Annotated in this window: 12 protein-coding genes and 1 pseudogene; 3 read left to right on the forward strand and 10 right to left on the reverse strand. The window is 29.8% G+C overall.

Going from position 1 to position 13,707, the window contains the following annotated elements; all coding sequences use genetic code 11:
• Window positions 1-23: 23 nt before the first annotated feature.
• From FVE77_RS07470 to FVE77_RS07515, 10 genes and pseudogenes are all read right to left on the reverse strand, one after another.
• Window positions 24-508: pseudogene (locus tag FVE77_RS07470) on the reverse strand (orotate phosphoribosyltransferase).
• A 79-nt stretch (window positions 509-587) separates the two neighbouring features.
• A complete protein-coding gene (locus tag FVE77_RS07475; protein ID WP_026746112.1) occupies window positions 588-1,859 on the reverse strand; it encodes a dihydroorotase in 1,272 nt (423 codons plus the stop codon).
• A 99-nt stretch (window positions 1,860-1,958) separates the two neighbouring features.
• Window positions 1,959-2,387, reverse strand: a complete 429-nt coding sequence (locus tag FVE77_RS07480) for a hypothetical protein (protein WP_026746111.1) — start codon at window positions 2,385-2,387, stop codon at window positions 1,959-1,961.
• A 98-nt stretch (window positions 2,388-2,485) separates the two neighbouring features.
• A complete protein-coding gene (gene pyrF / locus FVE77_RS07485) occupies window positions 2,486-3,226 on the reverse strand; it encodes an orotidine-5'-phosphate decarboxylase (protein WP_026746110.1) in 741 nt (246 codons plus the stop codon).
• Between the two features lie 3 nt (window positions 3,227-3,229).
• Entirely contained in the window at window positions 3,230-3,631 is a 402-nt protein-coding gene (locus FVE77_RS07490; protein ID WP_026746109.1) for a hypothetical protein, read from the reverse strand.
• Window positions 3,632-3,666: 35 nt separating this feature from the next.
• A complete protein-coding gene (gene pyrI, locus FVE77_RS07495) occupies window positions 3,667-4,158 on the reverse strand; it encodes an aspartate carbamoyltransferase regulatory subunit (RefSeq protein WP_026746108.1) in 492 nt (163 codons plus the stop codon).
• A 48-nt stretch (window positions 4,159-4,206) separates the two neighbouring features.
• Window positions 4,207-5,136, reverse strand: coding sequence for an aspartate carbamoyltransferase (gene pyrB, locus FVE77_RS07500; protein ID WP_026746107.1), 930 nt, complete (start codon window positions 5,134-5,136; stop codon window positions 4,207-4,209).
• A gap of 742 nt (window positions 5,137-5,878) precedes the next feature.
• Complete coding sequence (locus tag FVE77_RS07505) at window positions 5,879-6,919, reverse strand: Gfo/Idh/MocA family oxidoreductase (RefSeq protein ID WP_026746106.1); 1,041 nt, start codon at window positions 6,917-6,919, stop codon at window positions 5,879-5,881.
• A gap of 14 nt (window positions 6,920-6,933) precedes the next feature.
• A complete protein-coding gene (locus FVE77_RS07510) occupies window positions 6,934-8,370 on the reverse strand; it encodes a 6-phospho-beta-glucosidase (RefSeq protein WP_026746105.1) in 1,437 nt (478 codons plus the stop codon).
• Between the two features lie 308 nt (window positions 8,371-8,678).
• The gene (locus tag FVE77_RS07515) at window positions 8,679-9,005 is read right to left on the reverse strand and encodes a PTS lactose/cellobiose transporter subunit IIA (protein WP_026746104.1); all 327 of its coding nucleotides are present in this window, start codon (window positions 9,003-9,005) and stop codon (window positions 8,679-8,681) included.
• A gap of 296 nt (window positions 9,006-9,301) precedes the next feature.
• Here FVE77_RS07515 and FVE77_RS07520 point away from each other — a divergent pair, with 296 nt between their 5' ends.
• The 3 genes from FVE77_RS07520 (at window position 9,302) to celB (ending at window position 12,525) form a co-directional block, all read left to right on the forward strand.
• Window positions 9,302-10,501, forward strand: a complete 1,200-nt coding sequence (locus FVE77_RS07520) for a replication initiation protein (RefSeq protein WP_026746103.1) — start codon at window positions 9,302-9,304, stop codon at window positions 10,499-10,501.
• A 274-nt stretch (window positions 10,502-10,775) separates the two neighbouring features.
• On the forward strand, window positions 10,776-11,081 hold the full coding sequence (locus tag FVE77_RS07525; protein ID WP_026746102.1) for a PTS sugar transporter subunit IIB: 306 nt from the start codon (window positions 10,776-10,778) through the stop codon (window positions 11,079-11,081).
• 151 nt (window positions 11,082-11,232) lie between these two features.
• On the forward strand, window positions 11,233-12,525 hold the full coding sequence (celB, locus tag FVE77_RS07530) for a PTS cellobiose transporter subunit IIC (RefSeq protein WP_081690309.1): 1,293 nt from the start codon (window positions 11,233-11,235) through the stop codon (window positions 12,523-12,525).
• Window positions 12,526-13,707: the final 1,182 nt, after the last annotated feature.

The raw sequence follows: 13,707 nt of genomic DNA on the forward strand, positions 1-13,707 counted from the left end.
TTCCTTCTTTCTTTTTTTGTTTTTTACCTTCCCCATTTTTCAGGATTTTTACTCCATTCCAAAGCGATTTTCGCCTCATCCTGTGTCAGATAATCACTTTGAGCTAGTAATTTTATTAAAACATCAAAATTTGAAAGTGAACTGAATTTACAACTATATTTTGCATAATTTTCCTTTGCACTGTCGAATCCATAAGAAAAAATTGATTTTACTTCCAGTTCCTTCACTTCTTCCTTTTGAAGTACATCAACTGCAATAAGGCTGCTTTTTCCTGTTGTAATCAAATCTTCAATTACAACGACTTTTTTCCCCTTGACTTCTGCACCTTAACAAACGCTTCTACAATCGTGTCTCTCTCGTCTGAAAATCCTAATACATAACGGTTATCGCAATAAATCGGACTTTTTATTCCAGACGCAAACGTAAAAGGCTCTCCCACATTGATTTTTACTGCTTTCACATCAAACAATGCCTTTGCCACTTTTTCTTCCAGTGTTAAATTAGCCATATTCCCATTTCCTTTCAAATTTTGATTTTTTGTTTTATTTCTACACTATTTAACAATTATTAGTATAACGGTAAACTACTTACTTTGAAAAATCAATTTCTTTTCCTTTATGAATATCATTAATTTTTCCATTTTCATAAACAATCTCACCATTTACAATTGTCAACGTATTTTTTCCTTTCAATTCCCAATTTTCATAAGGAGTCCAGCCACACTTTGACTCAATTGTGTCATCCACAGCAACAATCCATTCTTTTTGAGTATCAACAACAATTATATCGGCAAAAAAACCTTCCTCTAATTTTCCTCTTTTTTCAATTTTCAGGATTTTCGCAGGATTTTCGCACATTAATTTCTGAATCATTTCAAGCGATATTTTTCCTTCATTAAAAGCGTTAATCATAAGTGCAAGCGAAGTTTCAACTCCTGGCATTCCAAATGTAATTTTTTCCAGCTTTTCGCTTATCAAATGTGGAGCGTGATCTGTTCCAATTGTGTCAATTTCTCCACGATTTATTGCTTCCCACAAAAATTCATTGTCAGATTTTTCCCTTAGTTCAGGTTTCATTCTCAAAAGCATTTTATTTCGCTCTGTACTTTCACGAATTTCAGTATTTAAAAATAAATGATGGGGAGTAACTTCAGCATAAATTGGATGTTCTTTTGTATTCAATTCATTATTTTTTTTGGCGTTTATAACTTTTTTCAATTCATTCTCTGATGGGATATGACAAACATAAAGCCCTTTTCCACAATTTTTATTTAATTCTATTGCCTTGTCAATCATTTCATTCTCAGCGTGAACTAGCACCAACTTGGAGTTCTTAAATACTTTTTTCAATATTTCATCATCTTCAATAAGCATTTCCCCAGTTGTTACATTCATAAAAATTTTTACTGTATTCGCTTCACCACTACTCAGAACTTTTTTTATTTCTTCAACATTATCATTTTTGCTTCCACCAAAATGAAATCCAAAATTCACAATTGACTTTTCATTCGCCAATTTTTTCTTTTCCAGCAAATTTTCCAATGTTGTAGTAGCAGGAATTGTATTTGGCATATCATAAAAAGTCGTAATCCCAGCTTTGGCACACGCACGTGAACCTGTTGTAAAATCCTCTTTGTACGTAATTCCTGGCTCTCTCATGTGTGTATGCACATCTATAACTCCTGGCATTACTAACTTTCCTTCAATATCAATAATTCGTGCATTTTCATTATTTTTAAATCTGCTTTCATCAATATTTTCAGAAATTTTTTCAATAATTTCTCCATTTATCAAAATTTCAATTTTTTTTCCAAAAACATCTATTCCATTTTTTAGAATGGTAATTCTATCATCTTCCATTTTTACTCCTAAATTTTATAAAATAGACTTTGCACTCCTTTAATATCAATCAACTTTTGGGTACAGATTTAAAGGAGCATTACACTAATATTTACGTTTTTATTTCCCTTCCAAAGTTTTCAGCATTCTTTCCATTCTTATAAGCTGAAGTCTCATTTTTTCGTCTGAAGAAAGATCTTTTTCTTTGGTTTTTCTGCTTTTTTCTTCTGCTTTTTGACGTTTTGTCTTTACTGGCTTTTTGTTCTTATTGTTTTCTGCTCTTGCAGGCACAGTTTTTCTTACAGTTTCTGCCTTTACTTCGTTGTTTTCTGCTGGTGCCAATGTTTCTGGAGCTGGATTTTCTGCTTCTTCGTCATTTTTTGGCTCCTCAGAATCTGCTTTTGTATTTTCTGCAGGGGATTTTTCGTTCTGAACTTGTTTTATTTCTGTTTTCTTCGCTGTTTCAGCCTTTGTGTCCTTAATTTCGCTATATACAGCCTGACTTGTTAAAAATACTCCTAATAATAGTAATAATGCTTTGTTTTTCATAAATTTTCTCCTTCTATTTTATTTTAATAAGATTGCTTATTATTTTATCATATCTTTACAATATTTGTAATTATTTTTTTATAAAAATTCCACAAAATTTATAACACTTCTGAAATTTCTTCCAAAATCAATCTTGCACTTTCCGCAGGATTTTCAGCCTTAGTTACTGGACGACCAACTACAAGAAAATCCACTCCCTGTTTTATCGCCTCTGCCGGTGTCATAATCCGTGTCTGATCATCGTTACTTTTTCCATCAGCATTTAGTGTAAATTTAGGACGTACACCTGGACAGACTGTCATAAAATCCTTTCCCAGTTTTTCCTTCACATCTTTTGCCTCCTGTGGCGAACATACGATTCCGTGCATTCCGCTATTTCTGGCAATTGTAGCAAGATTTAGTACAATTTCCTCCAATTTCAGCTTACTTTTAAACATTTCAAAAATGTCATTTTCTCCCAAATTTGTCAAAATTGTTACCCCTATCAGAAGGCTTTCTGATTTGCTTTTTTTTACCAATTCAGCAACTTCCTTCATAGTTTTGCTTCCATTTGAGCAATGGATATTAAACATAAACACATTTTTTTCAATAGCATTCGCACAAGCCATTTTCACAGTATTTGTAATATCGTGAAACTTCAAGTCTAAAAATACTTTCTTTCCATTTTCATGCAAGTAATCAACTAATTTTCCATCTGTATTAAGATAGCTTTCCAGCCCAACTTTGTACATAGAAATATTATCCCCCAGCTCTTCAACCAGCTTTTTCGCTTCTTCCATATTATTATAATCCAATGCAACAAATATTCGATCTTTTGCTCTCTCATCAATTTTAGCCATTTTTTAACTATCCTTTCTTTTAACTTGTCTTATTTCAAACGCTCCTATAAAAATCAGAAACAGAAATTCTATTGTAACTATCGGGAATACTGTAAAAAGTGGATTCGATTTAAAAACAGCAATCAATACCATCATTACAAGGTGTAAAAAAGCTGTGATTCCCCATGCTTTATAGTGAAGTGTAATTTTATATTTTTGATCAGCTGATTCCACATTTATAACTTTTTTGGGCGTTTTCATTAAAAAATTATTATACATTTGAAGTGTTTGTTCTCCATAATCTACATCAATCTCTGTTTCTCCATTAGATTTTATTTCTACAATTTTTTCATCATTTATTTTTAATTTAAAACTATCTTCTCTACCATTAGAAGACATTTTTGATTCTATAATTATTTTAGGCATTGACCTTTCCTTTCTTTCGATGAACTATTCTTAACTTATTGTATCTGTATTTCATCTTCTAAAATTACTTTTTCACAATAAAAACATTTATATTTCGATTTTTCTTCCAAATTATTTTCATCTAATTTTTCAGAATTTTCTTTTATACGAATAAATTTTGTTTCAATATTTTCATGATTCGAAATACATTTTGGATTATCACATTTCATAAGTCCGATAACTTTATCCAATTTTTCTAATTTTGACTTTTCTACAACTTCATAATTATCAATTATGTTTATTGTAACATTTGGAGCTAGCAGTGAAATATTGTTTAATTCCTTTTCTTCTAATATTTTTTCCTCAATCTTTATAATCCCTTTTCTCCCAAGTGAACTGCTTGGCATATTTGTTGCGACTGTGATTCTTTCACTATATTCCTTTAATTTTAAAATTTCCACAATTGCAAAAACTTTTTCTGACGGGATGTGATCTATTACAATTCCATGTTTTATTGCCCGTATCAGCAATTCTCTTCCTTCAGACATAATCCTTTCCTTTCTTAAATATAAATTTTCTATTTCAAAATAATAAATTTACAGAAAAAACTCCTTGTCTTTTTTTAAAACAGCCATCATCATTGCCTGTCTTACAGGAATCCCATTTTTAGCCTGTTTAAAATATAAAGCATATTTTGTGTTGTCTAAATTTGTATCAATTTCGTCTACTCTTGGCAAAGGATGTAAAATTATCATATCATCTTTACATTTTCCTTCGATATTTTCACGGTTTATAACATAAATACCCCTTACTTTCTCATAATCTTCAATATCTAGAAATCTTTCCTTCTGAATCCGAGTCATGTAAAAAACGTCAATTTTATCAAGACAATCCCTGAAATCCTCTAAAATTTCATATTTTATCCCATTTTTTTTCAGATCTTCCAATAAATAATCTGGCATTTGCAAAATTTGTGGTGCTACAAAATAAATTACCGGTTTAAAGTGTGTAAGCGCCTTTACTAATGAATGAACTGTCCTTCCATACTTCAAATCCCCAACAAATGCAATTTGTAAATTTTCAAGTGTCTCTTTTTCCTCCAGAATTGTGTACAGATCGAGTAAAGTCTGGCTAGGGTGCTGGTTAGAGCCATCTCCTGCATTAATTACAGGTTTTCGTGATGTTTCTGAGGCAAGCCTAGCTGCTCCGTCAAACGGGTGTCTTACAACTATTACGTCTGAATACGCTTCCACCATTTTTATTGTATCTCTAAAGGATTCCCCTTTTTTTACAGACGACTGCTCCACAGGCGGTAATGATAAAACATTTGCGCCAAGCCTCATTGCAGCAGATTCAAACGACATTTTAGTACGTGTACTTGGCTCAAAAAACAAAGTAGAAATTATTTTCCCACGTAAAAACTTAAATTTTTCCTCTTCCGAACAGTCTTCAATCTTCCTTGCCAGCTCTAAAATATCAAGAATTTCCTTTTTCCCCATATCATTCATAGAAATAATATTTTCCACCACTATCTCTCCCTTGAATTTCAATATTTATAGTCAATCCACCTAAAAATAATATTAAAAATATATAACCAATGGATTTCTCATTTCAAACTAGAATTACTATATTTTCTTTAAATTTATGATAACAAATTTTAATGCCATTTGCAAACTTTTCTTTGAATAATAATTTTTTTATATGTTTAAATAAAATTAAATAATAATAACTACTATATTTAATACTAAGCCCCCTTTTGAAAATAGGAATAAATTTTTATAATAGAGTTGTTTGATAATTAATTCATAATCATTCAACTAAATTATTTTTTATTATTTTTTGTACATTTTATTAATAAATATTTTTTCATATTACTATGTTTTTTCTTTTTTATTTTCGTAGGATTGCTCATTGGCGCAAAACCTTATCTTGCAGTAAAGGTTTATCCTAATAATTAAAATTGTGGCAAGATTGCTACGCAATAACCTATGGCTAGTCTACGACATTTTTCTGCACTGCCAAAAAACTCGCTATGCTCAGACAGTTTTGCCAGCACAGAAAAATGCTCCGACGGATTAATTTATACTTGAATCTGTTTAAAAAATGAAAATTATGTTTTAATCATTTGAAAATATTAAGTTTATACCCTTTAATTAGAAAAATTTGTAATAAATTCGTTATTTAAATGAGGTTTAGTATAACTTTAAAAACTTTGATACAAATAAAAATAGAGGGAAAAATTAAAACTCCCTCTTTTCTATAAAAAAACTATTTCAAATCCTTACTTCCCTCTTCCAAAATCTTTATCTGGCAAAGTATTTCCTCATCCTTGACAGTTTTTTCTTTCCCATTTTTTATTGCCTCATATAAATCATCATAAATTCTGCCATAATCACCTTTTTCCGAAATAACTTTTTCCTCATGGTAATTTCCGTTATTATCATAATAAATTAACGTCCCATAATGTTTTGGCAAATCCATTCCAAAATCTGCATTATCCGGCATATAAAACAACTTCAGATGTTCTTCTTGTCTATCCTCCGTTTCTTTTATAAAGCACCCTTTAGTTCCGTATACAATAAATGAGGCTCTAGGTTTTATCCTAAAGTAGCTTCCTTTTACACTGACTTTTAAACTTTTCCCATTTTCCCTTTCATAAAATAAATCTATATCATAATAGTCATTCATCCGATTTGCTCCAAGAAGCTGTCTCACATCATAATTCACTTTATTAGGATTACCATACCGTGAAATTATCTGATCCAAGACATGCGTTCCATGCCCATATAAAAATGTATTTGCCTGTTTTCCATCATATTCTTTCACATTTTCAGGCACTTCTGCCCTGTAATAATCATAGTTAGACTCAATTTCCAAAATTTCTCCTAATTTTCCGCTTTCAATCACTTTCATTGTGATCAAGAAATCGCTGTCAAATCTTCTATTGTGATAAGGCTGCACAATTAGACCTTTTTCCTTAGCTAACCTAAATAACTCCTGCGCTTCTTCCAAAGTTTCAACAAAAGGCTTTTCCACAAGGCAGTTTTTTCCATGTTCCAGCACTTCTTTAGCGTATTTATAATGCAAGTCAGATCTTAGGCAGATAACAACCAGATCAATTTCAGAATCGTTATACAGTTCTTCAATTTTATCAGTATAATTAATCCCGTCTATTCTCTTCCAAGTCTTATTTTCCAAATTATTTGTAACAATAGTCTTCACTTTTATTTTATCTTTTCTTTGCAGTAAAAATGGCAGATGGTATCTGTTTGCACTTTTGCCATTTCCAATAATTCCTATTTTCATCATAATAATTATCCTTTTTACAATTCCTTTCCATTGCTTTCAATTACTTTCTTATACCAGTAAAATGAGTCTTTTTTACTTCTTTCCAGCGTTCCGCTCCCATCATTATTTTTATCCACATAAATAAATCCGTATCGCTTTTTCATTTCTCCAGTTGTGAATGAAACCAAGTCAATACATCCCCAAGGAGTATATCCCAAAAGTTCCACACCATCAATTTCAATCGCTTTCTGCATTTCTTCAATGTGTCTTCTTAAATAATCAATTCTATAATCATCGTGAACTTCACCTTTTTCATCCTTCACATCGATTGCTCCAAAGCCATTTTCTACAATAAATAAAGGCTTGCTGTATCTTTCATACATTATGTTAAGAGCGTATCGAAGTCCAACAGGATCAATTGGCCAGCCCCAGTCAGATTCTTTTATGTATGGGTTTTTAACACTTCCAACTAATTTGTCCCCACTTTCCACATCTGATTTATCTGCCTTGTCAACTGACGACATATAATAGCTGAATCCAATATAATCAACAGTTCCTTCCTTCAAGTCAATCAAATCCTGCGGCTCAATATGTATGTTAAATCCTTTTCTTTCCCACATTTTCTTAGTGTAGGCAGGATACTCCCCTCTTACATGAACATCAAGAAAGTGCCATCTCTTGTGCATTTCTTCTACAGATTTCATCATATCGTCAGGATTGCATGAATATGGATAAATAGGTACAAACGCAACCATACATCCAATTTGAAAATCAGGATTTATTTTTTTACCAGCTCTGACGGCTCTTGCACTTGCCACAAATTCATTATGAACAACTTGATACATTGTTTCCTCACGGTTTTCACCATCTTTGTAAGTAACTCCAGAACAAGTGAATGCAAATATATCAACATCAAGATTTGAAGCCTGATTATTGATTTCATTAAATGTCATCCAGTATTTTACTTTATTTTTATATCTTTCAAAAACGGTAATTGCAAACTTTTCAAAAAAATCAATTACTTTTCTGCTTCTAAATCCACCATAATTTTTTACAAGATTATATGGAATCTCAAAGTGCGACAATGTAATTACAGGCTCAATTCCATATTTTAATAATTCATCAAACAAATCATCATAAAATTGCAGTCCTGCCTCATTTGGCTGTTCGTCATCTCCATTAGGAAAAATTCTGCTCCATCCAATAGAAGTTCTAAAACATTTAAATCCCATTTCCGCAAACAATGCCACATCTTCCTTATATCTATGATAAAAGTCTATTGCTTCATGATTTGGATAATTTTTTCCTTCTATTATTCCATCAGTGATTTCTCTGGGAACTCCATGTGCTCCAGCAGTCATTACATCCGCTGTGCTTGGTCCTTTTCCACCTTCATTCCATCCACCTTCAAGCTGATGAGCCGCGACCGCTCCTCCCCACAGAAATCCTTCTGGAAATCCCTTATTTATCATTTTCATCCTCCTAAATTTTATTTGTAAGACAGCATTTTGTAAAAATTTATCAAATTTCATTAGTACATCATTTTTCAATTTTTACTTCCTCATTATTGCCTTCTAATTAATACTTTCCCATTTAAAAAAGTTATATTTAATTATTTTGGAATATTGGTTTTTATCCCTTGTAAAAAAGTCTTTAATAACTTTGTTATTCAACGAGGTTTAATCTAAATCCCTTTATTATGAATACAGGACACTCACACATAAAATAATACTTTTATACGTAATTGCCCCGTTAATATATTTCAAAATTCAATCCAAAACTATTTTTGTTCCAATCTCTTGTACACTTCGATAAATTCCTTTGCCAGCTCCTTAAACAAAATTGCTGTCATCAAATGATCCTGTGAATGTACCATAATTAATCCAACATCAATTTTTTCTCCACCTGCTTCTCTCACAATCAAATCTGTCTGCAATTCATGTGCTTTCAGCATTTCCTCAGTAGACTGTTTCATAAATTCTTCCGCTTCATCAAACTTCCCTGCCTTCGCCGCATTCATAGCCTGATAAGCCAAACTTTTAGTTTCTCCTGCCTGTCCAATCAATGTCATTGCAATCATTTCAATATCCAATATTTCTTCAGCCATAGTAAATCCTCCTAAATAATTATTTTTTAGTTTTATCAAATTTTATATTAAAATTTCTTCTTAATTTTGTTATAACACACGTTTCCCTGTATGTCAATTTTTCATATTTTTAATTCATTTTTCGTCTATTTTTATTAATTTTATTATTAATTAAAGCATAAATCCAATATTCTATGAAAATAAACGATTTACAATTATATCTTTTTTCGTGTATAATATATATTGAAAATTTTAAAAAATATAAATTTATAATAAAATATTTCACAAAATCTTTATTAAAGGAGAAAAATCACATTATGGATATTTATGCACCAATTAACAAACATTTTTTAGAAAATAAAAAAATAAAAATTTCATTTTCAAAGGTATTGAATAAAAAAGAAAAATATTTTTTAAAGTTTCTTTTTATGGAATATAAGTTGCTGGAAAAATTTGAGAAAGCGACTATTTTACAAGATGTTGATTTAAATGAAATATTAGATGTGCTTAAATTTTCTACATTTGAGCAATTGAAAAAATTTTTGGATAATTTACAAGTGAAAAAGCTAGAATTTTCGATTTCTAGTAATGATAAAATTGTGCTTTATGGAAGATTTCCAATTTTGGTGTCTTACAATATTGTTTATTCCAAAATTGAATTTCAATTTGCAAGAGAAATTCAAAATGCCAGGAAAAATAATACTTTATTCTCACTTCTTAGATTTGATTTTCTGGTTTTTATGGGAAACGAGGCTACTTATAATTTTTATACTTATTTAATTTCTGATAAAAACTATAATAATAATACTGTAATTACGTTAGAAAGACTAAAAGAAATGTTTGATACCGGGGATAAATATGAACGTTTTTTTGACTTTGAAAAACAGGTTTTAAAAAAAGCGATTGAAACTATAAATCTTTTTTCTGACATCAAGGTTGTCTATGAAAAAATTAAGGTTGGAGAACATGTAAATAATAAAGTGGAAAAAATTCGTTTTAAGATAATTGATAACAGTAAATCTTCTGAAGAGAAAAACAAGGAGCTTGTTCAGCATATAAACAGCATTATGGACTTGATAAAAAATGATGTAAAAGATTTTCACGCTACTTATGAATTGATAAAAAAGTATATTTTGAAGAAAAATTACGATTATGTTTATACAAATGTTATTTTTACAAAAAAGCAATTTAAAAACAATATAGAAAAGCAGTTAAAAAAAGTTTTGCTGCTTGATTTGGGACAATCCTTAAAAAATAACTTAAAACGTGAATCAGAGGTTTTGAACATAAAAAGAAAATACCGTACTCCTTTTTTCCTTCAGCTTGATATGTCCAATCTCATGCGTCAGAATCATTTGGAAAATGAGCTTAGAATTCTAGTTGACGATGGATATTTTAACGAAATTCTTACTTTAAAAAATGAACAGATAATGGAACAGAGCTTTACTGACTTCAAAATCTATATAAAGTACTTCCAAAATGCTAAAAGCCAAATAAAAATTATAAAATTCCTATAAAAATTTTATTTTTTTAAAATAATCATTTAAAATAATAAACGAAAAAATATATATTTTTTTATCACTTATTTTATTTTTAAATTTGTAAAACCTTATTTTGATTATATTTAAAACAAAATATAGACGAAAAATAATGGTTTTTTTATAAAATTTGACTTATAGAAAATTAATGGTATACTATGAATATAAAAGTTAAGCTCATTGGAACTCATTGGAATATAAAACAATGAAAATGTACTTAAAAAATAAATGAAATAAGGAAGGATGATCCGAAATGAAAAAAATCTTATTATGCTGCGCAGCAGGAATGTCTACTAGCCTATTGGTAAACAAAATGAAAGCTGAGGCTGAAAAAAGAGGAATCGAAGCTGAAATTTGGGCAGAACCACTTGACAAGGCAAAAGAAGAATTTCCAAAAGCTGACGTTATTTTATTGGGGCCGCAAGTTAAATATGCCTTGCCAGAAGCTCAAAAAATCGCTGAAGAAAATAACATTAACATAGATGTAATTAATATGGTTGATTATGGAATGATGAATGGGGCGAAAGTGTTAGATCAGGCGTTAAATTTAATTAAATAGCTCAATTTATATTATACTTTTGTTAGAGTTCAAATATCGGTAAAAATGATTTTAAACCATGAATACCGGTATTTGTTTTTATAAAAGAGGTTTTTTTTTCATACTGAAGATATTAAATTTTTAAAATAATCATTTTTTAGGAGGAATTAATATGGCTAATATTATGGACAAATTTACACAGTTTTTAGAAGAAAAGTTAATGCCTGTCGCTGTAAAAGTGGCTAATCAGAGACATTTAGCGGCAATCAAAGATGGAATGGTCATTACATTGCCATTTATTATTGCAGGATCTGTATTTTTGATTTTAGGAAACTTGCCAATACCAGCATTAGCTAATTTTTATAAATATAATGCAGTTGGGCAGATTATTGCAAAATGGTTATCTTATCCTGTTGATGTAACATTTAATTTATTAGGATTTATTGCGTGTATCGGTATTTCATATAAATTGGCTCAGCACTATAAATTAGATGAAATTTCCAGTACAATCTTAGGAGTTTTGGCATTTTTACTTGTAACTCCATTTCATAATGGTATCCCACTGCCTAGTATGGGAAGCGGAGGATTATTCGTAGCTATAATAATGTCTCTTTTGGCAATAGAAATTGTAAACTTTATTGTGAAAAAGAATATTGTTATTAAAATGCCTGATTCTGTACCACCTGCAGTATCAAAATCATTTGCGGCATTAATTCCAGGTTTTTTTGTTATTATGATTTCGCTTATGATAAGAATTGCATTTGAAGTTTCTCCATTTGGAAATATACATAAAGTTGTTGAAATGGTCTTAACTAAACCGCTTACAGCATTGGGAGGATCTTTCTTTGGAATGATGGGACTTTCTTTCATAACTAATTTACTATGGACTGCTGGAATACATGGTTCAAACCTAGTAACAGGAGGTATAGCAAGACCTGTACTGGATACATTAATGGATCAGAATAGAATTGCGCTTAGTGCTGGAAAACCTCTTCCAAATATAGTTACAACTCAGTTTTTTGATATATTTCACAATATGGGAGGTTCTGGAACAACTTTCTCTCTTGCTATTATGCTGCTTTTCCTTTCTAAGAGCAAACAGCTTAAAGAAATTGGTAAATTAGCAATTGGTCCTGCTTTTTTCAATATTAATGAACCTATTTTATTTGGACTTCCAATAGTTATGAATCCTATTTTAATTATTCCGTTTATATTGGCTCCTTTAGTTACAGTAATGGTTACTTATCTAGCTATGTACTCAGGATTAGTTGCAAAAGTAACTGGAGTTGCCTTGCCTTGGACAACGCCGCCTTTCATATCTGGTTTTCTCGCAACGAGCCATTGGACAGGAGCAGCCATACAAGTAGTAAACTTCTTCATAACAGCGGCTATTTACTATCCATTCTTTAAAATATGGGATGACAAAAAATTACAGGAAGAAAATGGAACAGCAAGTACAAATTAATCATTAGCGAAAGTTATGGTTAAATTAATAAAATATATTTTACAAAATACATTTTTTATGGTATATTATTTGTAGAGTAAAATAATAAATAAAAATTTTAAGGAGTGATTACAATGATTAAACAAACTTGGATTTGGTGGAAAAAATTAAATACAATTTAATATTTTTTTGCCAGCTATGTTGAAATTTATTGTAATTACTATTATTAAATATTGTGAGAAAAGCATTGGTGAAACAAAATCAATGCTTTTATTTTATACAATTCTCTTAGTCGGTAAAACGATTTAAGAGAATTTTTTTTATAAATTTCAACTAACACTAAACCTCATTTAGAAAATAGAAATAAAATTCTATAACAATTAATTTTATAATCTTATAAAAAAAATTAAATCTAATTTTTAAGTATCCCTCTTAAAGACTTTTATAATTTTATTTATAAATAGTATGGTTAATAATAGTTCTTTTATTTTTTTATTCAAGTTTTTTGTAACGTAAGGGCATCAAACGCCATGCCCTTACAACCCCGCTTTACGCAAAACTTTCTTATAAAGAAAAAATAAAACTCGCTTCGTAAAACTACGCTCAAACAGTTATTTTTCCTTTAACGAAATTTTGCTTATTTAGTATTTTCAAAATGTAAAAACCTAAAACTTAAATATAATAATCTTTATAATTTAATATAGAATGTCATGATTTTTTTGGAATGAAAACGACTAAACACATTTATGTGTTTCTTTCGCTAGAACCTTTATAGCAGATATATTTTATAGAGTTGTTCTAATTATTTATTTGCAAAAGTGAGTGTTAGCGAGTTTCGTTTTCATAGTAATTCAAGTTTATCCAAATATAAATGTTTAGACTACTTTCCCAAATAAAATTTGGGAATATTCCAAAAAAATGCTTATACGAGCCAGGGTTAGTGCGTAGCACTTTCGCCATTCTCTTTAATATGCCATTATTTAAAGATGTTAAAATAGCTTTTATTGCGAAATAAAGGAAAATGGCGATTGATTTCCCTTGCTTATATAAAAAGAAAAAACATGAAATTATGAAAAAACATTTATTAACAGTAAGCAGTTTTTCAAATTTTAAATAAGAATCCTTATATAAATACTTGATGATAAAATTTAATTAAAGAATATTTTAATAGTTGGATAGATTGTAAAATAGTATAAATAAAGA

The sequence above is a fragment of the Leptotrichia hofstadii genome (assembly GCF_007990525.1).
In the GTDB taxonomy this organism is placed as follows: Bacteria; Fusobacteriota; Fusobacteriia; order Fusobacteriales; family Leptotrichiaceae; genus Leptotrichia; species Leptotrichia hofstadii.